Origin of the sequence: Corynebacterium suranareeae (genome assembly GCF_002355155.1) — a bacterium.
Taxonomy (GTDB): domain Bacteria; phylum Actinomycetota; class Actinomycetes; order Mycobacteriales; family Mycobacteriaceae; genus Corynebacterium; species Corynebacterium suranareeae.
On the sequence record NZ_AP017369.1, the window covers coordinates 335,757 to 359,242 of the forward strand.

Genomic DNA, 23,486 nt, shown 5'->3' on the forward strand with positions numbered 1-23,486 from the left:
AATCAGTGAGTAGTCTGGGCAGCATGGATACCAGGACGAGATTGCGGGTAGCAGCAGGTTCTGCGCTGGTTGGTGCAGGTGTTGCGGTTAATGATTATGTGGACAGCCCAGTTCGCCGAGCCCTTGGATATGGTGCGTTGGCGTTGTCTGGTGCCTCAGTGATAGCGGTGGCACAGGATGGGTCGGGGGAGCAGTCCATCATTGCTAAAGATTCCGCGACGATGGTTGATCAGCTCCGTCAAGAAATCGGGGATTTGGGTGTTACGCCTGGGCCAGAATCGGATGTGGATGCGGTCAGTGAGCGTGGTCCGCTGGTGACGTGGCTGTTGCTTGCTGTGTTTATTATCTCTTTTGCAGTAATTGCTTATCTTTCTTTCCGCCTGGATATGGCGGTGATGAATAAGATCGCTAAGTTCTTTGAAAAGCGTGGCGCTTCCAAGCCTTATACCTGCACAGGCGTGGTGTATGCCGCGATTGTTTATGCCATGTGTGAGTGGGAGGTCCGCAAAAAATGACCTATCCCGTGTTGAGTGTGTTGGATAATTCCGGCGAGCACAACATCATCTGGCATGTGCAAACTTTTCCCGCAGCTCTGCCCACTGGGGCATGGATTGCCGATGAACAACAACTCACTGACCTGCTGAAAGGCACAGTTGTTGTACTCACCTCTGGAAGCAGCGTCCCGGAAAATGCCCGCGTGGCGAGCGTGGAAGGGATAAGGGGTGGCGTCGAAAAGCAAATTGCGCAATACAACAAGCATGGAGTCCGCCTGCCCAGCTTGAGCGCGCGCAACGTTGAGGCGCAATATCGTGGCGAGCCGGAGGCGGAAGCCGCGTGGCGCACCGCAATGGAATTAGCTGAAATCGCAGGTAGCTGGCTAGAAATTGAATCCAAACGCCGTGGTAGAAAAGCGCTGGCTGAAGCCTTCGGTGCGGAGGTTCGTGCGTTGCCGCTTGACACCGAGTAGAGAAAATGAGTCTATCCTGGGGCGCATGCCCACGAATTATGCACGCGATAACGTCATTTCCTTGGCGTCTGCCCGCGAGCAGCGTTCCGGGAAGCCCGAGCTCAAGCCTGAATTAACGCTCATTCTGCGCGCCACCAACGTGCAAGCGGACAACGAGGTGTATCGGCAAATCGGGTTGAATTCGGCAATGCCCCTGGAGGAGCTGCACAACGTGCTCAACATCGTTTTCGGTGTGGGCGGCGAGCAGTCACCGTGGCGTTTTGAAAACCAATTCCATAACCCCTGCCCAACCGAAATGCAGGTGGGGGAGCTGCTGGCTGAATCCGGCGATTTCCTGTTTTATTTTTGGGGCCTGTGGCAATTCAACCTGCAATGCGTGGAAATTTACCCGCGCGACAACGGCACCCCGCGCGCACTGTGCATCGGCGGCTCCGGCGGTTTCGGCGACGATTTCGACCAAGCCACCATCAACGCCGAACTCACCGGCACCGACACCATCCGCGACGTCCTCTCCGGCGTGCGCCCCGAAGTCATTGACCTTGTCGACCGCACCGGCGTCTTCGATTTCATCCCCCTGCTCCAAGCGCTCGACCTTAAAAAAGAGCCGCTTATCGACGCCACCCGCCACCACACCTGCCGCACGCTCCCAGTGGAAAACAGCGCCGAAGCCTCCGACGCTTTCTGGTCCTGCGTCCTCGCACTATCGTGTCTTGGAAACGAGGAACTTTTCACCGAGGTGATCGAATCCACAATGAGCACCCTCGGCTGGGTCGCCGACGACGGCTCGCCACTGCGCGCACCAGAGATCACCAGCGCCTGCGAGGCATCATTGAAGGTGCTTGCCGAACTAGGCGGCTACGGATCCAACCAACTTGCCCCCGTTGATCGCCTTGATATCTATAGGGAGCTTTTAAGTTTCTAGGTATTGTGTAACCTCGTGCCCGAAAATGCTTCCGAAAATCTTGATGTAACGATCATTCGACCAATGAGCCTGAAAACCCAAGCATTCCGGTTCATCATCACCGGTGGCATCTCCGCCGTCGTTGACCTCGGCCTGCTGTCACTGCTGCAGCTGGTGTTCGGCCTACCCGTGCCCGTTGCCCGCACGATCTCCTTTATCGCCGGCACCACCACCGCCTACATGATCAACCGCCGCTGGACTTTCCAAGCAGAAAGCTCCACCTCCAGGTTCTTAGCCGTTGTCGCCCTGTACGCCGTGACGTTCGGGATCAACATTGGTCTGCAAACCCTCTGCTCTGCGTTGTTTGAAGGCTGGGGTTGGAACGAAGCCGTTGCCATGGTGTGTGCCTTCGTGATCGCCCAAGGTACTGGCACCGTCATCAATTTCATTGTCCAAAGAACCATCATTTTCCGAGTGAAGTAAGGTACACCTCATGAAGACCTTCAATCCCACCATGATTGCCGGACTCATCGGCGTACTCTACTTCGTGTTGCTCACCTTGTTCTTCTCTATCCAAGACATGGAACTAGCTGCCGAAATCGCCTTCGGAATCGTCACCATCGTTGGCCTTATCGCAGTGTGGGACAACTTCCGCGACCGCAACAACTCCACCTGGGCAACCTGGACGGGCCTTGTCGGTGGATTACTAATCGCAGTCCCAGGAATCTGCCTTCTGCTGGGCAACCTCGTGCTCCTAGCTGTTAACGGCAACCCCTCAACCATGGTGAACACCCTACTCAGCGTGGCAGCAATCGGTGCGCTCTTCCTCCTGCCGATCGGTATCATCATGTGCTTGATCGCAGGATTTAGCCGCTTCTACACAGCCCGCAAGGTCTAAGATGTCTGGTTTGGTACTTTCCACAAACATCGCCCAGATTCAACAAGACCCAGGTGGCGACGACCGCATCAGCGGCATCAACAAACTCCCCGTCGACACCGGCATCGACGTCTTCATCCCAGGCCCCAACTACGGCGACGGATCCGGCGTAGTCGGTGACGTTATCGGCGACACCCTCCACCACGGCGGCGCACACAAAGCGGTATACGCATTCTCCCGCGAAGAACTTGACTTCTGGAACCCCACCTACCGCAACGGATACTTCGGCGAAAACCTCACCACCAGCGGAATCGTGCTAGAAGATCTCCTGATCAACCAACAGGTACGCATCGGCACCACGGTGCTGGAAGTCTCCATCCCCCGCAGGCCCTGCCGCACATTCGCCCAATGGTTAGAAATCAAAGGCTGGTTAAAAACCTTCACCCAACGAGGCCTACCCGGCAGCTACTTCCGCGTCATCGAAGAAGGCCACATCAACCCCGGCGACCGCATCGACATACTTGATGCCCCCGACCACGACATCACCATGTCCATGGCTTTCCGCGCAAAAATGGGCAACAAAGACTTAGCGCGCCGGGTCGTTGCAGCACACTGCCTCCCTTCGCGCTACCACGAGGAACTGCTGAAACTGATCTAAGGCCTATTAAACTTCTCGTCGCGGCCCAACTTGTGCAAGCGCAGCCACTCCCGGAACCCCTTCACATCGCGCTTCTGAACCAGGAAGAACCACGCAAAACGCGCATATTCCTGCGGGAGAAGCTTGCGCATTCCAGGCTGGCTCATCAAGTAACCACGGTTGCGGTAGGTGAAAAACCTCTTGAAATCATTATCCGGATACTGCGTATGCATCCGCCCACCCAAAATCGGCTTGAACTCATCAGAACCATCCGGGTGCAGATACGCAGTGGTCAAACACGTGCCAAACGGCAAACCTGAACGCACCAAACGGCGGTGATACTCCACCTCATCGCCGCGAATAAACAGTCGATAATCCGGCACACCAATGCGCTCCATTGCATAAGCACTGATCAGGGCGCCATTGAAAAGGGAGGCGATGCCCGGCAACAAATCATCCTCCGGCTTGGCTGGATCAATCAACTCACTGCGCATCCGACGCCACTCCAAACCCCGACGCAGCGGAAATGCCAACCGCTCCGGGTCATCAGCATTGCACACCACCGGGGAAACCTCCTCAAGATTGTGCCGAGAGGCGGCGTCGATAAGCGTCTTTAACACCTCCGGACCCTCAGGCCGGCCGTCATCGTCGGCGCACCACACAGCGTCCGCCCCCAGCGCAAGCGCCGTCAAAAAACCAAAAGCAAAACCGCCACCGCCGCCCAAATTAGTGCGCGACGGCGTGTAAACGGCGCGGTCTCCCGCGACCTCTAAAACCAGCTTTTCGACGTCCGGATCCGCCCCATTATCCACCACCACAATATGCTTCACCGGATAGCTTTGCGACACCACCACCTCCAAAGAATGCCGCAGCAACTCAACGCGATTATGCGTCACAATCACCGCCGCAACATCAATGCCGTGCTGAAGATGGGTCCCGGTTTTAGCCATGGCATACATCTTGCCACGCCATCACAAATCACTCAGATTAACCCGACCCTTCGGCGACTCCAACACCAATTCCAGATACGGCTCCCCCTGCTGAAACTTCGCGGGTTCTGGCAGCTCATCAGGCTTTGTGGGGCCGTAAACTGTGAAACTATGGATGCTGACCTGGAGCTCTGTCACCTTCGACGGATGCGGCGAATCTAACCAATCAATCGCAAACGGCACCGGCGCGAAATCCACACCCGGCTCCGGCAGAATCAACCGCCACGACAGCGTCGTCCCCTCCGGAGTGTGCCTGCTCATCGGATGCGACTGCGTCCCGCGCTGTTTTGCGAGAGCCTCCAAATCATCCGGTCGCACACACCACGCCGCCACCCTCGGCTCCGTCGACGTCGTTGTCGCGATCGCGAAATTGTCCCGCGTTACCGCGGTGGCCTCCGGGTCCGGGCCAATCAACTCAAGATACGACTTTGTGCCGGCTAGCGGCACCAGCGCATTCGCCGTCCCAGTATCGTGACGACCTCCCGCCACCGCCTTAACCCCCGTCAACTTCTCAAACCGCGACACCAAGTCCTCCAAGTTCGGGGCTGCAATAACAATGTGATCAATGTGAGTTCCCATGCGGCCATCCTATGCGGTGCGTGCGTGCACAAGTGGGTGGGTTTGGTGTTGGGATGGTCGGTTTCGGTGGGGAGTTCGCCTTGTTTGGTGCGGTGCCGTGCGTAAGTAGGCGGGTTTGTGGTCAGAACGGTCCTCTCGAGCAGCTAACTCGCCTTGTTTGGTGCAGCGCCGATCGAAAGTGGGCGAACTTTCGATCAGAACGGTCAGTTTCGGCGGGGAGTCTGCCTTGTTTGGTGCGGCGCCGTGCGTAAGTAGGCGACCTTGTAGCGAGAAGGGGCCCTTCGAGCAGTTAACTCGCCTTGTTTCGACCGCCTGCGAACACAAGTGGGCAAACTTTCGATCAGAACGGTCGGTTCTGGCAACTAACTCGCCTTGTTTGAAACGCCCGTGAACACAAGTGGGCGGGTTTCGTTCTGGACTGTGCAGTTTCGGCGGGGAGTCTGCCTTGTTTGGTGCGGCGCCGTGCGTAAGTAGGCGACCTTGTAGCGAGAAGGGGCCCTTCGAGCAGTTAACTCGCCTTGTTTCGACCGCCTGCGAACACAAGTGGGCGAACTTTCGATCAGAACGGTCGGTTCTGGCAGTTAACTCGCCTTGTTTCGACCGCCCGCGCGCACAAGTGGGCGGGCTTCGCTTCGGAACGGTCAGTTTCGGCGGGGAGTTCGCCTTGTTTGGAACGGGAACGGGAACGGGGCAGTGAACGACAGCCCGAACACCCGAAACGGAGAGGCTACGCTTCCGTTTCCTCTTCTTCCATGCGGGTGAGGAGTCGGCGGACGTGATCGCCAGCGCCTTTGCCTTCGTAGGCTTCGACGATGTCGGGGACGAGGCCGGCGTCGCGGATTTGTCCGTGGTCGACCCAGAGGGCCGTGTTGCAGAGTTGGGCGAGGAAATCGTTGGAGTGGGAGGCGAAGACGAGGATGCCGGAACGTTCGACAAGGGCCTGCAGGCGGTTTCGGGCTTTGGCCATGAAGGCGGCGTCGACGGCGCCGATGCCTTCGTCGAGAAGCAGAATTTCGGGCTCGATGGAGGTGACCACGCCGAGGGCTAGGCGGATGCGCATGCCGGTGGAGTAGGTGCGTAGTGGCATGGAGAGGTATTCGCCGAGTTCGGTGAAGTCGGCGATTTCTTCCATTTTGGCTTTCATCTGTTTGCGGGTTTGGCCGAGGAAGAGGCCGCGGATGATGATGTTTTCGTAGCCGGAGATTTCAGGATCCATGCCGACGCCGAGGTCGAAGACGGGGGCGACGCGTCCGCGGATGTCGGCGGAACCGCGGGTGGGTTCGTAGATTCCGGACAGTAAACGCAGGAGGGTGGATTTACCGGCACCGTTGTGGCCGACGAGTCCGACGCGGTCGCCTTCCCGCAGGTGAAGGTTGATGTCCTTGAGGGCTTCGACGACTACGACGTTGTCTTGGTTGCGTCCGATTGCGCCGCCGGCTGCTCCGAGGAAGGCTTTTTTCATGGAGCGGGATTTGGCGTCGAAGATGGGGAAGTCGACGCAGGCGTTGTATGTATCGATGGATACCATGTGCGAGTTTTTCTCCTTATACCCAGTAGCTGACGCGGAATCGCCATTGCTTCATCGCGAGGAGTGCAAGGCCTAAGCCGACGAATGTGAAGGCGATGACAACCCACCAGTGGTAGGCGGGGAGGTCGGCACCAATCATGGGGGCGCGGACGATTTCGAGGTAGTGGTACAGCGGGTTGAGTTCGGCAAGTCGTGCGCGGCTGCCCATTTCGGCGCTGTGGTCTTGGAGGGTGGAGGTCATCCAGACGATGGGGGTGACATAGAAGAGTAGTTGGGTGCCGGCTTCAAGAAGTGGGGAGACGTCGCGGTATCTGGTTGCGACGATACCGAAGAACATCACTACCCACACTCCGTTGATGACCAGGAGGAACATGCCTGGGATGATCAACAGGACGTCCCAGCCGAGGGGGCGGGGGAAGATCAGCATGAGCAGAAGCCAGATGACTAAGTTGTGAGCGAGGAAGAGGGCTTGTTTCCACACGAGTCTGTAGACGTGGACTGACAGCGCCGAGGGGAGCTGTTTAATCAGGCCTTCGTTGTCGATGAAAATGTCGGCGCCTTCTTTGATGCATCCGGAGATGAAGTTCCAAAGGATAAGGCCGACGGTGACGTGTGGCAGAAATTCCGCGAGGGGGATTTTGAACAGCACTGAGTACAAAAGGCCGAGGGCTAGTGCCATGACTCCTGTTGCGATGGTGATCCACAGGGGGCCAAGAACGGAGCGTCGGTAGCGTTGTTTAATGTCTTGCCAGCCGAGTTGCAGCCAGAGTTCATGTTGTTTGAATCCGCGGACGATATCGTTCCAGGCAGCCTTGATGGTCATTGACTGTGAATCCGGAGCTGTGTCCGATGTCACGGCAGTGATTCTGGCGATGTCTGCCTGGAGGTCTTTCTGCTTAGATTGTTCCTGCACATAAGACACCCTAGTGGTGGTGGAGTGATTTTTGGGTATCGACGACCGCTGAATTTGTGTGCGTTTGTGTGTCCCGAGTGTGGGGTAATGTTGTCCGAGAGAGTGCAAGGAAGTGCTGTGGTGGTTGAAGGGAGTGCATTTCGTGGGTTTTGATGTGGCCAGGGTTCGGGGGCTTTATACCTCTTTGGGCGATGGCTGGACGTACCTTAATTCACATCAAATTCCGCAGGTTCCGGAGCGGGTTGCGTCGGGAGTTGCGGCGGCTTTTCGTACGCATGCGCAGATTTCGGAGGCCACGTTGCAGCCGATTGCGGTGGATCAGTTGGAGGCTGCTCGCGAAGCGGTTGCGGGGATGGTCGGTGCGGATCCGGCGTGTGTTGTGTTGGGTCCCACGAGGCAGTTTTTGGCCCATGCGGTGGCGCGCGGTTTGGGTGGGTTTGTGCGTCGAAAAGCGGGCGTGGTGTTGTCGCGCGCGGATGCCGGCTGGCTGACGGCGCCGTTTCGCGCACTTGATGGCTCTTTTAGCTGGGCGGAGCCCGATTTAGGCACCGGCCAGCTGCCGGATTGGCAGTACAAAGAGCTTGTCGACGGCTCCACCCGCCTTGTCGTGCTCAGCGCCGCGCACCCCCTGCTCGGCACGGTCGCCCCAGTGGGCAAGATCGTGGATACAGTGCGGGCGCGTTCGCGTGCCTGGGTGCTTATCGACGCCACCACCTACGCCACCTACCGCCCCTTAGACCTAGACGAGTGGCAGGCCGACATCGTCATGCTTGATCTCGGGGAGATGGGCGGCCCCCAAATTTCGGCCCTGATTTTCCGCGATACCTCAATGTTCCCGCGCATGGACCAAACCATGCCACTGGAACTTCCCGCAAGCTCCCTGCCTCATGGGCTGCTCGGCGGTGTGCCTAATTTGGTGCGTCACCTGGGCAATCTGGATGAAGAGGCCGAGTCTGTGGCCGAGGCGATGGGGTCGATGGCGGATTTTCACAAAGGACTGTTTGAGCATCTTGTGGAATCACTCGAAGGACTCCACGCGGTGCATATCGTTGGAATTTCAGGCGACGCCGCTGGCCAAGACGCCGCATTCCTGGATCGTGTGCCCCGCCTGACTTTCACCGTGGAGGGCGTGCCAGCGGAGATGGTGTACCGACGATTAGTAGACAACCGCCTGGTCACCACCGTCAGTCCCGCCGATCCACTCCTCGACGCCATGGGTGTGACCGAAGCCGGTGGATCAATCACGATCGGACTAAGCCCATTTAGCACCCACTATGAAGTGGACCAGCTGACCCGCGTGCTGGCGTCGCTGGCTTAAACCGTCTTTAAACTGTCAGGACGAGTTTGCCGGTGACGGTGCCGTCCTGGATTTTCTGCAACGCATCGGCAGCTTCGGCCAATGGCAACGTGTGGTCAATGTGATGAGAAATCTTCTTGGACTCAAGCAACGGCCAAATATTTTCGATCGTGCTGCTCACAATCCGTGCTTTATCCGCCTCATCACGACCACGCAGCGCAGTGGCGGAAATCGTGCCCCGCTTAGCCAACAGGTGACCCAAATTCAGCTCACCTTTCACACCACCCTGCATGCCAATAACCACCATATGTGCATCCTTGGCCATGGCTTTTACGTTCTGTGACAAATACTTCGCACCAATGATATCGAGGATGACATCCGCCTTATTCTTCAAAACCTCGGCGAAATCCTCTTCCTTATAGTTGATGAGTATGTCCGCACCCAGCTCCTTGCAGGTTGCTAGCTTTTCCGCCGAACCCGCCGTGACTGCCACCGTTGCTCCCAGCGCTTTACCCATTTGAATCGCAAACGTGCCAATGCCGCCCGCTCCGCCGTGGATGAGGAAGGTTGGGTTCTGCCTGCTTCCGAGGTTCGCGAGCATCCCGATATTTGACCACACCGTGCACGCAACCTCCACGATCGAAGCTGCCTCCACAAAGCTATAACCTGCTGGAATAGGCATCAACTGCCCCTCTGGAACCGCCACGTATTCCGCATAACCGCCACCAGTGAGCAGGCACGCAACTTCTCGGCCAACGGTTTGCCCAGTGTCGCCAGCATCCACGATCACTCCTGCGCACTCCAACCCAAGGATCTCCGAAGCTCCCGGTGGAACAGGGTAATTTCCCTGCGTTTGCAATAAATCCGCACGATTAACGCCCGCAGCCTTCACCTCTACCAAAACCTCACCAGGCTTCAACGTGGGGACTGGGATTTCTTGCAATTCCAGAGAAGCAGTGACCTTCTCCTCAGTTTGCACGATGGCTTTCATTGTCTTAGTCATATTCTTTGTCATGTGTTCGAGGGTAGCCGGTTATGCCACATCGTCGCGCAGATTGACGTAATGGCCGCCACGACGTTTAGTCCCATGCCAACTCCAACAATCACCATCAATAACCCAAACGCTGACAATCCAGTTTCATCCTGAGGCAGCGCATCCATAGCCCACGCGAAACTAAACCCCGACGTACCACCCAACGCCGCATAAAACGGTCCCGACGCAGTCCACCTAGTCCACAAACCCAAAAGCACAGTGACTGCGACCATCGTGACACCACACGCAACAACCTGCCACGGCCGATACGGACCTTGCATCTGCCCAAAATCATCCTCGTAATACCCACCCCAACTCAGCCACACCAACCACACGATGACCCCCGCAGCAAAACCAAGCAACAACCCCAAAACTGCGCCAGGTCGGCGTTCAGACCTCGGCATTTCCTTAGCTAATCTGTGTACCGCAAAGACAAAGAGGAACACCACTAAAACCGGCACACCAATCATGATTGCAGCGATGAAAGCCACCTTGAACACATCCATGTAATTCCCCCTGATTAGGTGATTTAGTATGTTCGAGCCTATCGGGTATGATTGCAACTTGTCGCAAATATCATCATCGATGTTTGAGTCGCTGGAGACGTGACAGAGCGGCCGAATGTACTGGTCTTGAAAACCAGCGATGGGAAACCATCCGAGGGTTCAAATCCCTCCGTCTCCGCAAATAACCCCCGTTTACACAGGTAAACGGGGGTTTGTCCTAAGCTAGGGCCCATGGCCCTCCACACGCACAAGATAGATGGCGAGACCTACGCTTTTTCGTGGTCACCCACGCAAACGCTTCTCGACGCCCTCCTCCAGGCCGACCTCCCCGCCCGCTATTCATGCATGGAAGGCCACTGCGGAAGTTGCCAATGTACGTTGACTGGAGGGCCTTCGCACATGCTCAACAATGAAGTTCTGAGCACCTACGAAATCGTCACAGAACACCAGGTGTTGGCCTGCCAGACAATCCGCGATGCTGACGGGCCTTACCACTGTTCCTTCGATGACTAATTCTTCTTAATCACGTCCATTGCTTCCTGGTAATTCGCCGTAGCTGCATCCTTACCGTTCCAACACGCAATATTGCGGACTTCTGGCAGCATGTCGCGGTGGAACACCGGATCTAAACCAGCCTTCTTTTGTTTGGTGTAATTCTTCAACAGCTTCACGGCCACACCACCCAGCGGAATAATTGCCGACAGGTTAATCAGCACCATGATGCCCGCGAAGGTATCTCCCAAAGCCCAGATCAGCGGCACAGATGCCACAGCACCGGAGAACACACTGAGAAGCACAAACACACGGAAAATGGTCAAGACCGTCTTCGAATCGGTGAAGTACTGAATATTTGCCTGCGCCAGGTAGTAGTTACCCAGCACCGATGAAAACGCCAGGAAGAACATCACGGCAGTAATAAAGTGAGTGCCCCACGCACCAACAACATTAGCCAGCGCGGACTGCGTCAACGAAGAAGACTGAATATCACCAGTCGCGTAATCGACACCAGACAGCAAAATGATGAAGGCCGTGATACTGCAAACCAGCAGCGTATCGAAGTACACGCCCAACGTCTGCACCAAACCCTGCTTTACTGGGTGAGACACCGTCGCGGTAGCAGCTGCATTCGGAACAGATCCCTCACCAGCCTCATTGGAGAACAATCCGCGGCGCATGCCATTCATAAACGCCAACCAGAACGCACCCCAGACAGATGCAGTGGCCACCGGACGGAAACCAAAAGCACCAGCAATAATGTCATTGATCATGGTCGGAACCTGCTGAATATTGATCACAATAACCAGCACACCAACGATGATGTACGCACCCGCCATGAACGGAACCATCCACTGGGTAACATTCGCGATGCGCTGCACACCACCGAAAATCACCAATGCAGACAGACCCGCCATGCCCAAACCAACAAGGGCCTTAGCAGTGGTAGACGGAGTACCAAGCGACACAGTAATCGCCTCAACGACCGCATTGGACTGCAGCGCGTTGTACACAAAACCGAAGGTCAAGGTGATGGCGACACCGAAAATAACCGCAAGCCATCGGGCATTCAAACCAAGCGTCATGTAGTACGCAGGTCCACCACGGTAGCTATCACCGTCTTTTACTTTCCACAGCTGAGCAAGCGTTGACTCAATAAATGACGTTGCTCCACCAACCAGCGCAATGATCCACATCCAGAACACCGCACCCGGTCCACCAAGGGTGATCGCCAACGCAACACCAGCAACATTTGCCGTGCCGACGCGTGATGCCGCAGAAATCGTAAACGCCTTAAACGCTGAAATGTCCTGCTTGTCGGCAAACTCACCCTCCTTGGCAGGCTTTTCGACGACCGCCTTGAACATCTCCGGAATCATCCGAATCTGAACCAGCAGTGTGCGTCCACCAAAGTAGAGCCCAGCGGCTACGAGCAAGAAGGGCAAGATCATCCACAGATTGTCATTAATCACATCCGTGAAGAAGGTCTCCAATAAATCCATGCGAGAAATATTACGCGGAACACACCTATTTTCTTGCACTCTCCGAAGTACTGACACTGGATTGTTATAGCCAGCCGGTACACAACTGGGCGGATTAGCTTCCTAGACGGTTGCTTTCGGTGCCAAGTCCGCCTTGTTTCGCGCGGGGCGGGTTGGGGGTGCGAAACAGGGCGAGTTTCAGCCGCGGACGGTCCCTTTGGCGCGGAAGTCTGCCCTGTTGTGTGCGGCGGTGATGCAAAGTGGGCGGGTTAGCAACCGGAGGGGTACATTCCAGCCCCTAATCCGCCTTGGTTGGCACGCAACTGAACACATCTAGGCAAACTTGCTTCCGAAACAGCACTCTCGGCGCGGAAGTCTGCCCTGTTTTGCGCGGGGCGGGTTGGGGTGGTGCGAAACAGGGCGAGTTTCGGCCGCGGACGGTCGCTTTGGCGCGGAAGTCTGCCCTGTTGTGTGCGGCGGTGGTTCAAAGTGGGCGGGTTAACAGCCGGAAGGGCACATCCCAGGACCTAATCCGCCTTGGTTGGCACACGAGTGCACGCAACAAGGCGAACTTGCCACCGAAACCGCCCCCTCACCAAAGAAATTCGCCTTGATTTGAGTCAACAGGGAACCTGAAGCCAAGTTTTGCGGTCTAACTAGGTATGGGAGAAAAACGGCGGATGCGGACGGCGAAGGAGTTGATCAGGATGAAGTATTCGCGTCGGAAGATCAACAGTCTGGTGAAAGAGGGGAAGTTGTATCGCGTGCTTAGGGGTGTGTATTCGATGGATCCGCCATCAGGGGAGGTGGTGTGGTCGGCGATTCGGCTGGTCAGGCCGGGTGCTCTGTTGGATGGGAAGTCGGCGGTGGAGGTTTATCAAGGTGTGCCGTTGTCGTTGCCGCTGCGGGTGAGGGTGAGTACGTCGAATGTGTTGAGGGGATCTGCGAATGTGGTTGCCCGAAGGTCACAGCGAATAACTGGGGTGGTTCATCGGGGGTTTCGGGTGGTGTCGTTGGTGGATGCTATCGCAACGTGTTTGGAGGAAAAGAGCTCTGACCTTGGTGATCTGCGGAGGTTAGTGGAGCAGCGGTATCAGTCAGGTAGTGGTGTGAACCAGATGAAGCATGATCTGAAGGCGTTGAAAACTCGGAGGAAGAAGCAGCTGAGGGAGTTTTTGGAGGAGTGCATTTATGGCACGGATAGTGGTCTAGAGAAGAAGTTGGTCTATGAGTTGCGGGATGCTGGGTTTAAGACCAGGCAAAACGTGATGGTGGAAGGCTATCGGTGGGATATTCAGGTGGTGGGGGTGGCGTTGATTGATGTCGATAGCAGGAAGTATCACCAGGCGAATGGGCGGAATTTCATCATTGATCGCTGGAAGAGCAATGAAGCCCTGGTACAAGGCCACGTGCCGTTGAGGTTTACGGATGATTGTGTAAATTATGCGCCGGGGGAGATCATTAAGCTGGTGAAACAGATCGCGGAGTTTAAGCGGAAGCATCCGCGCAAGAGGGTGAAAACCCAAGGTGTTGGGCCGGTGTTTAAGTGGCACAACGCCTTGGTTTTACCTTAAGGAGTCCAGCCATCCTTCGATGCCACCGTCGAGGCTGCTCATGTTGGTGTAGCCGGCGGATTCTAAAATGGCGATGGCTTGGGCGGAGCGGACACCGGCTGCGCAGTACACAATTACTTCTTTACCTGCAGAAACAGCGTCGGGGACTGTGCCTTCGCGGATGGCAGAAAGTGGAACGTTGTGGGCGCCTGGGATGGAGTAGGCGGAGAATTCGGATGGTTCGCGGACGTCTATCAGTTCTACGCCGTCAACCAAAGAGGAAACGCGAGGAACATCGAGTTCCTCAGAAGAAGCCGGAGAAACCCCAGAAGACCCAAGCACCCGTTCTAATACCTCCGGTGAGCCGACGACGGGGATGTATTCCCAGGTGCCGTCGAGGGAAGAGTAGTAGCCAAGTTTTCCGATCAAGGGCGTGCCCACACCGGTGATGATTTTCAGTGCTTCCATAGCCATCGCGGAACCCAGCACACCTACGACTGGCCCTAAAACCCCTGCTTGGGAGCATGAGGGGACAGATCCTGGTGGAGGTGGGGTGGGGAAGAGGTCTTCGTAGATGGGGCCGTGGCCGGCGTGGAAGACGGAGAGTTGGGCGTCGAAACCTAAGATGGAGGCCCACACGTGGGGGATACCAAGTTTGGCGGCGGCCCAGGAGGCGAGGTGTCGGGTGTCGAAGTTGTCGGAGCCGTCCAAAATTACGTCGGATCCTGACAGCTCAGACAGTGCGTTTTCCCATGTCAAACGCGTGACCGAAACTGTTACTTTAATGTCAGGATTCAGCGCCAGCATGGCGTCGCGGGCGGACTCAGCCTTGGGTGTGCCGACTCCAGCGGTGGTGTGGATGACTTGGCGGTGGAGGTTTGAGAGGTCTACGAGGTCATCGTCAATGATGTGAATGTGGCCGACGCCAGCTCCAGCGAGGTAAAGTAGGGCGGGTGAGCCGAGGCCGCCGGCGCCGACGACGGAGACCGTGGCGTCGAAAAGCGATTGTTGTTTCTGTTGGCCGATTTCGCCGAGCATGATTTGGCGGCGGTAGCGTGCGATGTCGAGGTTTTTCATAGGCCGACCCAATCGGTGGAGCCGTCGAGGCGTGTTTGTTCTTTCCAGATGGGGACCTGGGCTTTGACGATGTCGGCGAGTTCAGAGCAGGCGGCAAAAGCGTCGCCGCGGTGGGCGGAGGCGGCGAGCACGAGGAAGGCTGCGTCGCCGATTTTTAAGGCCCCGGTGCGGTGTGCGGTCCACAGGCGGGTGCGTGGATGTTTAGCAACTACAGCGGCAGCCACGTCTTTAATTACCTGGTCAGCGGTGGGATGCGCGGTGTAATCGAGGGAGGACACGCGGGCGCCGCCGTCGTGGTCGCGGACGATGCCTTCGAAGGTGACAAGCGCGCCCATGGCGTCGGTGAGGACGGCGGTTTTGGCGTCGGAAAGCAGCGGCTCTAGCGGGTCGGAGGTGATGAATGCGTCGATGAGCTTGCCGGTTTGTGCGGCAACGTAGGCGGGATCAGTGTTCATGGTGGCCTTGCAAAGTTTGGGTGATGTGGTTGATGAGGGGGTCGAGGACTGCGGTGGCATCGCGCGCGGCACCTGTGGAACCGGGCAGCGCCATGATAAAACTGCGGCCGATGGTGCCTGCGACGGTGCGCGATAGCACGGCAGTGGGCACGGCATTCATACTGTGAGCCCAAAAAGCATGCGCAATGCCGGGGATTTCTTTGTCTAAACGCGGCAGCAACGTGTCCACGGTGATGTCGTCAGGTGTGAGGCCAGTGCCCCCAGAAATGAGCACTACCTGCGGAAACTCCAGCGTGTCCAGGTATGCAGGCAAGTCGGCGTCCGCCACGATGACAGCATCAGGCGTATCAAAACCCTTGGAACGCAGCCAGTTCACCAGGATCGGCCCAGAGCGGTCCTCATACACTCCGGCCGCCGCGCGCGTGGACGCAACGATAACCAGGGCCGTCATTGCACAGACCAGTCGCCAGATTTACCGCCGGATTTCGACAGCACACGAATGCCATCAATCACAGCCATTTTGTCAACAGCCTTGATCATGTCATACACCGTCAGCGCCGCTGTGCTCACGGCCGTTAACGCCTCCATTTCCACGCCCGTAACCCCACGAGTTTTCACCGAAGCCTCAATCCGAACACCGTCTTTAAGCTCAAAAAAATCAACAGTAATCTTGCCCAACGGCAACGGGTGGCATAAAGGAATAATGTCCGGCGTCTTCTTCGCACCCATGATACCCGCAATCCGCGCTACAGGCAGCGCGTCGCCTTTAGGCAGGCCGGCGCTAAAAAGCTGCTTTACGACGTCCCCCCTCATCCTCACAAACCCCTCCGCAACAGCAGTCCTCGAGGTTTCATTTTTGCCCGTCACATCCACCATATGTGCCGAACCGTCTGCTCGAACGTGGGTAAGCTCGCTCATTTTCTAGTACTTCCTTTTAATCAAATGGGTAAATCTGCACAAGAGAGTTTTCCTCCACCGTAGTCCGCGCCGGGATACGGATCAGACAATTAGCAGTTGCTGCCTGAACCAGCAGGTGAGAGCTGGTGCCTAACAGTGGAGTGACAATCAGCTTTCCGCTTTGGTGGCTTAAGATTCCGCGCAGGAATTGCTCACGGTTATCCTTCAGACCGTGGACGGTTTCAGTGATGTGCGCGTGAGAGCTGCAAAGCGGTTGGTGGTTAAGCGCTGGGGCGACAAACAACGTGAAACTCACCAATGTGGAGATCGGGTTGCCGGGCAATGAAATGACAGGAACATCCTGAAATACTGAGATACCTTGTGGCCCACCAGGTTGTTGATCAACGTGCCCAAACCAAGCCTCAGGAGTGTTTTCCAGAATTTGCCTAAACACCTCAAACTTGCCGTGGCTAATACCTCCTGACGTAATGATCGCATCAGGTTGATACTGGTCAATGGCTTGTTCTAGGTCGAATCGCAAGCGCTGGGGATCGTCATTTGTTTTAAGCCCTGTGATGACGTCGATATTGTTGCGCCTGCACAGTGCACGAAGAAGTGGGCCGTTGGCATCGGGAATGGTGGCGGCGCCAAGTTTTTCGGAAATTTCCGATCCACCGGTAACGATTAGCACGCGCGGTTTCTTATATACCTCGACGCTTTTCTTGGACTGGCTTGCCAAAACTCCCAGGTGCACAGAATTTAAAACAGTACCCGCAGGGATGATTTCCTCACCGGCTGCAATATCCGAGCCCTGCAACCGCATGAATTGTTTTTGTGGGGTGGCAGGTATTTCTACCTGTTGGGCATCGAAATGTCCTGGTTTGGTTTTCTCGACAGCAATGACTGCAGCTGTATTTTTAGGCAGGCGTGCACCTGTCATAATTGGTGCGATATCTTTTCCCAGCCCGCGTGGGTACAGCGTATCTGGGTCGTGGCCTGCAGGGATGGTGGGACCGACTGAGAATGTGCCGCCGCTGAGGTGACTAGGTGCAAGCGCGAAGCCGTCCATTTGTGAATTATCAAAACGTGGGGAATCCCACGCCGCAGTGATCGCCGAAAAAGTGCGACGCCCATGTGCCTGTTCCAGATTCACCAGCTCTGGTTCAGGTGTTGGCAGTAGCGCCTTAATTTCTGCCAAGTGTTCCTCCGGCGAACGCGACATGTGCTAAACCTTTCTCACCTTGGAATACATGCGTAAAGCTCCGATGGCACCAATGATAAGTACGTAAACGGCCAAGAGCATGATCACTGCTCCTAGGGCTTTGTCCATGTCATTGGAACTCAAACCAAGTTCGATGTGTAGTGGGATCGTGCGGGTAACGCCTGCGATATTTCCGGCAAAAGTAAGTGTGGCACCGTATTCACCTAAAGCCCGGGCGAAACCTAAGATCATGCCGGTGAAAATACCGGGCATGGCCAGCGGAATGATCATCTTGTGCATAATTTCCCACTTGGTTGCGCCCTCAGTGGCTGCGATTTCTTCGAACTGTTTCGGAATACCCCGAACAGCGGTCGTGACCGTGGAGATGAAAAACGGCAACGCCACAAACACTTGGGTAAAAACCACAGCGGTGGTGGTAAATGCGATCGGCAAGCCAATTTGATCAAGCCACGACCCTAAGATGCCGCGCCTGCCCCATAAAAATGTCAACGCTAAACCAGATACAACCGGCGATAACACCAGTGGCGCATACACTAACACGGTAAGAACCGAGGTCATTTTGGGGAATGAACGCTCATACAAATGCAGCGCCAACGCCAACGGGAACCCCACCAATGCGCACACCACGGTGGAAAACAGTGCAGTGGCGATGGACAGCCTGGCTGTTTGCAAAGACTCCGGAGAGGTTAATAACTCCCAGGAGCGAGCCCATGGGATTTGCAGAAGGAGGGCAAAGATGGGGCCGATGATCAGCAGCATCGCAAAGGTGGCAGGGATGAGCAGCCACCCTGGGAGAATGTGATTCTCAGCCCTGCGTGCCCTTTGAGTGTGGCGATCTTTAGTTTGTGCCAAAGCCATAGCTGGCAAGGATCTCCTTGGCGCGGTCGCTGGTGAGGAACTCTGCGAATGCCTTGGCAACTTCGTTGTCTTCACCAGAGGTCGTCAGTGCCATGGGGTATTCGTTGGCGTCGATGCCTTCGAGTTCAATGACGGTGTTGTCCTGAGTCTTGGCTAGGGACTGTGCATCGGTTTGGTAGACAAATCCTGCATCGACAGCGCCGGTGGAAATCTTGGTTGCCACATCGGCGACGTTGGCTTCTTCAGAGCTGGTGGACAGTTCAATGTTTGCGTAGTCGAGTGCTTCGTGGGTGATGGTTCCGCAGGGAACTTCAGGGGCACAAATGGCAACGAGGGAGTCGGAAACATCAGACAGTTCTGAGATTTCACCAGGGTTGCCGTCGGCGGTGACAAGGACGAGCTTGTTCGTTGCGATCACTTGGGAGGTTGCGCCGGAGAATTCTGGAAGTGCCAGGGCATCGTCCATGTTGGCGATATCGGCGGAGATGAACAAATCGGAAGGCGCACCCTCGCTGATCTGGCGGACCAAAGCGGAAGATCCAGCGAAGTTGAACTCAAGCTGTGCATCAGGGTTTTCTTCGTTGAATGCGGCGGCCAGATCTTCTGCGACGTTGGTCAGCGATGCTGCAGCGAAAACGCTCGCGGTTCCGGAGACACCGGTAGCATCAGATGACGAGGTTGATCCGGGTGCTTCTGCAGTGGAGCTGGTGGAATTGCTTGCGGTGTCTGAGGAAGAACATGCGGCAAGTGAAATTCCCGCTGAAATAGTCGCAAAACTGTAGAACGCTCGGCGGATGCCTTGATTCATCTGAATGCCTTTCCTACGATTAGTTCAGTACTTATTCAGCATAACTGTGGTGTGGAGAAGTTTCAGTAAATGGACATTCATTATTTTGCGGCAGCGAGGGCGGCTCGTGGAGTTGCACAGGAAACTGTGGCATCAAGTGACAAAACTCTCCATGACCTGCTGAAAGATCTCGGAGAAAAGCACACTGAAACCACTGCTGCGGGCATGACGCTGGCGCAGGTGTTTGATCGTTGCACTTTTCTCATCGACGGCCGCTCCGCAGATTCTTCTGCGTCCTTGAGTGGTGCGTCACGCGTTGATGTGCTTCCTCCTTTCGCGGGTGGTTAAAAACTTGGTTAGAAACTAAACACCTTCTTTTGCGTTAACGTCACAGCTTCGCCGACCTCGAATTTTTCCTCGGACACTGCCTGGCCTTCAGTGGTGCGCACCAACCATTCGCGGCCCAAATACGTCACGGATTCCACAATGGCGCTGCCACCTCGGGTGAGCTGGGTGTCTTCAGGCCGCCACGCCTCCACGGCGTCCCCACGCTGGCGCACATTGAGCTCAGTGGGGGATAAAAACTCGGCGATAGTTAAGGTTTTTGGCTTTTCGACGAGCTCCTCCGCCTCACCAACCTGCGCCACTTGGCCATCGACCAGCACAACAATTTGATCAGCAAGCGCAAATGCCTCTGCTTTGCTGTGGGTGACATACACAAAGGTCAGGCCCAATGATTGTTGGATTTTACGCAGGTCAATCACGATATCGCGGGCTAAAGCTTGATCAAGGTGGGCCATGGGTTCATCGAAAAGGTAGACCTCCACATCACGAACCAACGCACGAGCAATGCCGACGCGTTGTTTTTGCCCACCGGAAAGCTCGGTGATTTTCCGCTGGGCTAGGTGATCAATTTCTAGCATTTCCAGTACTTCACCGACCCGCTTTTTTAGCACATCATCTGCGGTGTTGGTGGCTTTAAGTTTTAGTGGAAATGCCACGTTATCCCACACATTCAAGTGCGGATACAACGGTGAATCTTGGAAGCACAGGGCAGTATCACCAAGCCTTGCGACCTTATTTCCAATTCTCACGGTGCCTTCATCAGGTGAATCCAGCCCAGCAAGCAGCCGCAACAGGGTGGTTTTTCCACTTCCTGAGGGGCCAATGATGGCGGTGATGGAGCCCGATGGGACGGTGAGGCAGACATCGTTTAGCGCAGCAGCATCCCCAAAAAACCGTGATACGTGATCGATGTGCAAATCCGCCATGACTAATCCTTATTCGCGCCTAACAGCCCGGTGATGGGGCCAAGAATCCAGTTGACCAGCGCCAACACAATTGCGCCGATAAAAGCTGCACCGAAGGTTTCAATGTGCAAACCAAATCCCATGATATTGGAAACGTATTCCGCCAACAGCATGATGACAGCATTGATCACGAGTGAGAATAACCCCAACGTAATAATCGTCAGCGGCAACCCAAGCAGCTTCAACACGGGTTTCACCGTGGCATTTAGCACCACAATGATCGCTGCGACCGCCAGGAATGTCAGCAATTGATCGTGCTGACCGTCCTGGTAGAGCGGCGTGGCGGGGAAACTCAGGGAGATGCCGTCGATAAGCGAAATAACCACCCACAACGCCACCGCGCCTGCTGCGGTGCGCACCGCAAAACGCCATAAACTACCCAGCATTGATGGCCTCCCAGGCCTGCAGCAATGCTTCAGTTTCCTGCGCATTGGTCACCGAAATCCGCGCGCCCTCCGGAAAAGCGCGGATAACCACGCCGTGCTCGGCAAATTTGCCGGCCAAATCCGCAGCATCCACGCCCGGCAGCCAGACGAAATTGGCCTGCGTAGGCGCAGCCCCAAGTGCCTGCGCCACGGCCTTTCGCTTTTCGACGGTTTCCTCCACCCTTTCCATCAACTCATCGGCTGAATTCAAACTCGCAAGCGCTGCTGCCTGTGCCGTCGAGCTCACCGCAAATGGAATAGCCACCTTGTTCATCGCCGCAATTATCTCAGCGTTGCCGAAGGCATAACCCACGCGTAGCCCCGCTAAACCATAAGCCTTAGAGAATGTACGCAGGCCAATCACATTGTTGTGGCGGTGGATTTCCTCCGTGGCAACCGGGGTGTCTTCAGCGCGATTGAACTCGAAATACGCCTCATCCAAACCAACCACGACATCTCCTGGCACCTTGGCCATGAACTCATCGAACTGCGCCTGCGTAATCGTGGTGCCCGACGGGTTATTGGGATTGCAAATGAAAATCAGACGCGTTTTATCCGTAATCGCGGCAGCCATGGCATCAAGATCATGATTCTGATCCGCGGTCAATGGAATGGCAACGGGCTTTGCTCCTGCGACCTGAGCGAAAATGGGATACGCCTCAAAGCTACGCCACGGGAAAATAACCTCATCGCCCTGAGCGCACGTTGCTTGGACTAACTGCTGGCACAGAGCAGACGAGCCGCAACCCACTGTTACCTGGTCAAACTCCACCTCTAAATGCTCCGCCAGGGCCTCACGAAGCTCAACCGCACCCATATCTGGATAACGATTAGCCCCCTGCGCAGCCTTTGTCACCGCATCAATCGCTGCAGGTAGGGGTGAAAAACTGACCTCATTACTAGATAACTTCGTGGCATCTTCAAGACGACGACCTGGGACATAAGAAGGGATGGTGGCTAAATCTGCTCTAATCATGATTAACAGCGTACTAGTCCCTATGGACACGAACCCGAATGCTCATTTGACCTGCTAGTTTGCTGAAATTTAGCAAAAGAGGGTACTGTAACTAATCGGTTCTATCGGCCAGTCCGAGAAAACCAAAAGGAGACGTGCCAGAGCGGCCGAATGGGGCTCACTGCTAATGAGTTGTCCTCTTAACGGAGGACCGGAGGTTCAAATCCTCTCGTCTCCGCTCTAGCTTGATTTATCAAGCTAGATTGCGCCCGTAGCTCAACGGATAGAGCATCTGACTACGGATCAGAAGGTTGGGGGTTCGAATCCCTCCGGGCGCACAAATAAAACCCCAGGTAAACGTGATGTTTGCCTGGGGTTTTGGTGTTCCATGCTGGTGCTGGGGAATGTAATGGGGCTTGGTTAGTGCGGGATTTAACCAAGTTCCTTATTTACATTTCGTGCAGTTTCCAAGCCACTTTCAATTGCGCCATCGAAGAATCCAGCCCACAGATTTGCGATGTCTCCACTAGCGAAGTGAAGTGCTCCTTCTGAACGACGCAGTTCTTCCTGGCTGCGTGTGTAGGCACCCGCCCGCTGAATGAGCCATGTTTCACGTGCATAAGGATCACGACCCCAAGGGTGTGCTGCGATTTCAAGAACCTCTAGATCATCACGCCATACTTTTAATGCTTCAGAAACCTGCTCGATGTCTTCGAAATCGAAACGGTCGATATCAGCACCGAATGCGACCAGCACTGCGTCTTCCTCGCCGACAAACTCGGTACGAATGACAGACAGGGGGTGGTGCTGAGTGGAGTAAGCAAAAAATGGCTTGATCGGTCCTTTGACTCGGATCCACAGTTTAAGTCCCTTGGAGGCCGTGCCTTCTTCACTCGCAGCGCGTTTGATGAGGTTAAGGGCAGGTTGGATATCAAGTTCATGCAGGATATTGAGTGGCAAGGTGCTGATGATTCTTCGCGCTGTAATCACCGTTCCATCAGCAGTAGTAACCTCGCCGTTGTCATCTGAGTGTCTCACTGACACGACTGGGGTTCCTAGCCTGTATTCGGCGGCCCCATCGGCGGCTATCGCGTCGACAAGCGTATTATTGCCGTCTTTAATGCGAAGGACCGAGGTTGCGGTGTGCATGGTGGTCCATTCGCCTGCGGTGGCTGCGGTCCAGCGCAAGGCTGCTGAGTAGCCGACCTCATCAAGCGGGCCATTGCAGTGCCCGACCCATGCGCATTCGTTGGCATCACGCTCTTCATCGCTGAGATCTAAAGAATCAAAGACCTCTTGCAGGGTGAGTTTGTCGGCTTCTTGGAAAGCCTTACTGGTTTCGATGAGATCGGGGCGAGGCATGAGACGCGCTGCATGCTCGGTGAGTTTACGTTGGCCCGGATCAATGAATTTGAGAAAGCCTTCAAGATCATTCTTTACAACTTTTCCATTTTGAATCCAGTAGGTTTCTTCAGATTTTGGACCACGATCCACACCTAAGCCATAGCGAGTTACTTCTGCCCATACGTGAGGTTGGAGCCAATGGATCCAGTTGCCTCCCAGCTCAAGGTGCACACCCAGCCGGTCTGCGGTGTACACACGCCCACCGAGACGATCGTTGGCTTCGAGGACTAAAACACTGCGCCCAGCGTGGCTCAACTCGCGTGCTGCTGTAACTCCAGCGAGACCAGCGCCAATAATGATGACATCGTAATCAGACATTGTGGAAAATCTTTCTGTGAGG

At 55.6% G+C, this 23,486-nt stretch carries 28 protein-coding genes and 3 tRNA genes; 13 read left to right on the forward strand and 18 right to left on the reverse strand.

Annotated elements, in window-relative coordinates:
- The first annotated feature begins 23 nt into the window (after positions 1-23).
- The 6 genes from N24_RS01595 (at position 24) to N24_RS01620 (ending at position 3,403) form a co-directional block, all read left to right on the forward strand.
- Positions 24-515 carry a hypothetical protein gene (locus N24_RS01595; protein ID WP_096453736.1) on the forward strand — a complete coding sequence of 164 codons (492 nt, stop codon included), beginning with the start codon at positions 24-26 and terminating at the stop codon, positions 513-515.
- A complete protein-coding gene (locus tag N24_RS01600; protein WP_096453738.1) occupies positions 512-967 on the forward strand; it encodes a hypothetical protein in 456 nt (151 codons plus the stop codon). The genes N24_RS01595 and N24_RS01600 overlap by 4 nt, the downstream gene beginning before the upstream one ends.
- Positions 968-992: 25 nt before the next feature.
- Positions 993-1,889, forward strand: a complete 897-nt coding sequence (locus N24_RS01605; protein WP_096453740.1) for a hypothetical protein — start codon at positions 993-995, stop codon at positions 1,887-1,889.
- A 63-nt stretch (positions 1,890-1,952) separates the two neighbouring features.
- Positions 1,953-2,351, forward strand: a complete 399-nt coding sequence (locus N24_RS01610) for a GtrA family protein (RefSeq protein ID WP_096459571.1) — start codon at positions 1,953-1,955, stop codon at positions 2,349-2,351.
- 10 nt (positions 2,352-2,361) lie between these two features.
- Entirely contained in the window at positions 2,362-2,766 is a 405-nt protein-coding gene (locus tag N24_RS01615; RefSeq protein WP_096453742.1) for a hypothetical protein, read from the forward strand.
- Between the two features lies 1 nt (position 2,767).
- Positions 2,768-3,403: an MOSC domain-containing protein gene (locus tag N24_RS01620; RefSeq protein ID WP_096453744.1), complete on the forward strand. Its 636-nt coding sequence runs from the start codon at positions 2,768-2,770 to the stop codon at positions 3,401-3,403.
- On the opposite strand, the gene glfT1 is transcribed toward N24_RS01620, so the two are convergent.
- The 4 genes from glfT1 to wzm form a co-directional block, all read right to left on the reverse strand.
- Positions 3,400-4,332 carry a galactofuranosyltransferase GlfT1 gene (glfT1, locus tag N24_RS01625; protein WP_096459574.1) on the reverse strand — a complete coding sequence of 311 codons (933 nt, stop codon included), beginning with the start codon at positions 4,330-4,332 and terminating at the stop codon, positions 3,400-3,402. The genes N24_RS01620 and glfT1 overlap by 4 nt on opposite strands.
- Positions 4,333-4,353: 21 nt before the next feature.
- Positions 4,354-4,950: a VOC family protein gene (locus N24_RS01630; RefSeq protein ID WP_096453746.1), complete on the reverse strand. Its 597-nt coding sequence runs from the start codon at positions 4,948-4,950 to the stop codon at positions 4,354-4,356.
- Positions 4,951-5,677: 727 nt separating this feature from the next.
- Positions 5,678-6,478: a galactan export ABC transporter ATP-binding subunit Wzt/RfbE gene (gene wzt, locus N24_RS01635; RefSeq protein ID WP_096453748.1), complete on the reverse strand. Its 801-nt coding sequence runs from the start codon at positions 6,476-6,478 to the stop codon at positions 5,678-5,680.
- Positions 6,479-6,494: 16 nt separating this feature from the next.
- Positions 6,495-7,391: a galactan export ABC transporter permease subunit Wzm/RfbD gene (gene wzm, locus N24_RS01640; RefSeq protein ID WP_167381986.1), complete on the reverse strand. Its 897-nt coding sequence runs from the start codon at positions 7,389-7,391 to the stop codon at positions 6,495-6,497.
- Positions 7,392-7,533: 142 nt separating this feature from the next.
- Here wzm and N24_RS01645 point away from each other — a divergent pair, with 142 nt between their 5' ends.
- Positions 7,534-8,709 (forward strand): aminotransferase class V-fold PLP-dependent enzyme, encoded by a 1,176-nt coding sequence (locus N24_RS01645; RefSeq protein WP_167381987.1) that lies wholly within the window; start codon positions 7,534-7,536, stop codon positions 8,707-8,709.
- A 7-nt stretch (positions 8,710-8,716) separates the two neighbouring features.
- Here N24_RS01645 and N24_RS01650 read toward each other — a convergent pair whose 3' ends face one another.
- Positions 8,717-9,679 (reverse strand): NAD(P)H-quinone oxidoreductase, encoded by a 963-nt coding sequence (locus N24_RS01650; RefSeq protein ID WP_167382156.1) that lies wholly within the window; start codon positions 9,677-9,679, stop codon positions 8,717-8,719.
- A gap of 20 nt (positions 9,680-9,699) precedes the next feature.
- Complete coding sequence (locus N24_RS01655; RefSeq protein WP_096453756.1) at positions 9,700-10,227, reverse strand: hypothetical protein; 528 nt, start codon at positions 10,225-10,227, stop codon at positions 9,700-9,702.
- A gap of 93 nt (positions 10,228-10,320) precedes the next feature.
- Between N24_RS01655 and N24_RS01660 the strand changes: the two genes are divergently transcribed.
- Positions 10,321-10,405 (forward strand) — tRNA-Ser (locus N24_RS01660).
- Positions 10,406-10,458: 53 nt separating this feature from the next.
- The gene (locus tag N24_RS01665) at positions 10,459-10,740 is read left to right on the forward strand and encodes a 2Fe-2S iron-sulfur cluster-binding protein (RefSeq protein WP_096453758.1); all 282 of its coding nucleotides are present in this window, start codon (positions 10,459-10,461) and stop codon (positions 10,738-10,740) included.
- Here N24_RS01665 and N24_RS01670 read toward each other — a convergent pair.
- Positions 10,737-12,224, reverse strand: a complete 1,488-nt coding sequence (locus tag N24_RS01670; protein WP_096453760.1) for an alanine/glycine:cation symporter family protein — start codon at positions 12,222-12,224, stop codon at positions 10,737-10,739. The two genes, N24_RS01665 and N24_RS01670, sit on opposite strands and share 4 nt — an antisense overlap.
- A gap of 659 nt (positions 12,225-12,883) precedes the next feature.
- On the opposite strand from N24_RS01670, the gene N24_RS01675 reads away from it, so the two are divergent.
- Positions 12,884-13,777, forward strand: a complete 894-nt coding sequence (locus N24_RS01675) for a type IV toxin-antitoxin system AbiEi family antitoxin domain-containing protein (RefSeq protein WP_096453762.1) — start codon at positions 12,884-12,886, stop codon at positions 13,775-13,777.
- Here the strand turns inward: N24_RS01675 and N24_RS01680 are convergent.
- Genes N24_RS01680 through modA form a run of 7 tightly spaced genes read right to left on the reverse strand, consistent with a single transcriptional unit; the run spans position 13,769 to position 19,073 of the window.
- Positions 13,769-14,833 (reverse strand): ThiF family adenylyltransferase, encoded by a 1,065-nt coding sequence (locus tag N24_RS01680; protein ID WP_096453764.1) that lies wholly within the window; start codon positions 14,831-14,833, stop codon positions 13,769-13,771. The two genes, N24_RS01675 and N24_RS01680, sit on opposite strands and share 9 nt — an antisense overlap.
- Positions 14,830-15,288: a molybdenum cofactor biosynthesis protein MoaE gene (locus tag N24_RS01685; protein ID WP_096453766.1), complete on the reverse strand. Its 459-nt coding sequence runs from the start codon at positions 15,286-15,288 to the stop codon at positions 14,830-14,832. The genes N24_RS01680 and N24_RS01685 overlap by 4 nt, the downstream gene beginning before the upstream one ends.
- A complete protein-coding gene (locus N24_RS01690) occupies positions 15,278-15,739 on the reverse strand; it encodes a MogA/MoaB family molybdenum cofactor biosynthesis protein (protein ID WP_096453768.1) in 462 nt (153 codons plus the stop codon). Before N24_RS01690 ends, N24_RS01685 begins: the two co-directional genes overlap by 11 nt.
- On the reverse strand, positions 15,736-16,206 hold the full coding sequence (moaC, locus tag N24_RS01695) for a cyclic pyranopterin monophosphate synthase MoaC (RefSeq protein WP_096453770.1): 471 nt from the start codon (positions 16,204-16,206) through the stop codon (positions 15,736-15,738). The genes N24_RS01690 and moaC overlap by 4 nt, the downstream gene beginning before the upstream one ends.
- Positions 16,207-16,222: 16 nt before the next feature.
- Positions 16,223-17,407, reverse strand: coding sequence for a molybdopterin molybdotransferase MoeA (locus tag N24_RS01700; protein WP_096453772.1), 1,185 nt, complete (start codon positions 17,405-17,407; stop codon positions 16,223-16,225).
- A gap of 3 nt (positions 17,408-17,410) precedes the next feature.
- The gene (locus N24_RS01705; protein WP_096453774.1) at positions 17,411-18,265 is read right to left on the reverse strand and encodes an ABC transporter permease; all 855 of its coding nucleotides are present in this window, start codon (positions 18,263-18,265) and stop codon (positions 17,411-17,413) included.
- On the reverse strand, positions 18,246-19,073 hold the full coding sequence (gene modA, locus N24_RS01710; RefSeq protein ID WP_096453776.1) for a molybdate ABC transporter substrate-binding protein: 828 nt from the start codon (positions 19,071-19,073) through the stop codon (positions 18,246-18,248). The genes N24_RS01705 and modA overlap by 20 nt, the downstream gene beginning before the upstream one ends.
- Positions 19,074-19,142: 69 nt before the next feature.
- Between modA and N24_RS01715 the strand changes: the two genes are divergently transcribed.
- A complete protein-coding gene (locus tag N24_RS01715; protein ID WP_096453778.1) occupies positions 19,143-19,400 on the forward strand; it encodes a MoaD/ThiS family protein in 258 nt (85 codons plus the stop codon).
- An 8-nt stretch (positions 19,401-19,408) separates the two neighbouring features.
- Here N24_RS01715 and N24_RS01720 read toward each other — a convergent pair whose 3' ends face one another.
- From N24_RS01720 to hisC, 3 genes are read right to left on the reverse strand one after another with little or no spacing between them, the layout of a single operon-like run.
- Positions 19,409-20,323, reverse strand: a complete 915-nt coding sequence (locus N24_RS01720; RefSeq protein ID WP_096453780.1) for an ABC transporter ATP-binding protein — start codon at positions 20,321-20,323, stop codon at positions 19,409-19,411.
- Positions 20,324-20,325: 2 nt separating this feature from the next.
- Entirely contained in the window at positions 20,326-20,748 is a 423-nt protein-coding gene (locus N24_RS01725) for a phage holin family protein (RefSeq protein WP_096453782.1), read from the reverse strand.
- Entirely contained in the window at positions 20,738-21,763 is a 1,026-nt protein-coding gene (gene hisC / locus N24_RS01730; RefSeq protein WP_096453784.1) for a histidinol-phosphate transaminase, read from the reverse strand. Before hisC ends, N24_RS01725 begins: the two co-directional genes overlap by 11 nt.
- A 128-nt stretch (positions 21,764-21,891) precedes the next feature.
- Here hisC and N24_RS01735 point away from each other — a divergent pair.
- Together N24_RS01735 and N24_RS01740 are read left to right on the forward strand one after the other, a co-directional pair.
- Positions 21,892-21,980, forward strand: a tRNA-Ser gene (locus tag N24_RS01735).
- 27 nt (positions 21,981-22,007) lie between these two features.
- A tRNA-Arg gene (locus tag N24_RS01740) sits at positions 22,008-22,080 on the forward strand.
- 94 nt (positions 22,081-22,174) lie between these two features.
- Here N24_RS01740 and N24_RS01745 read toward each other — a convergent pair.
- Entirely contained in the window at positions 22,175-23,464 is a 1,290-nt protein-coding gene (locus tag N24_RS01745; protein WP_096453786.1) for a flavin monoamine oxidase family protein, read from the reverse strand.
- Positions 23,465-23,486 lie beyond the last annotated feature (22 nt).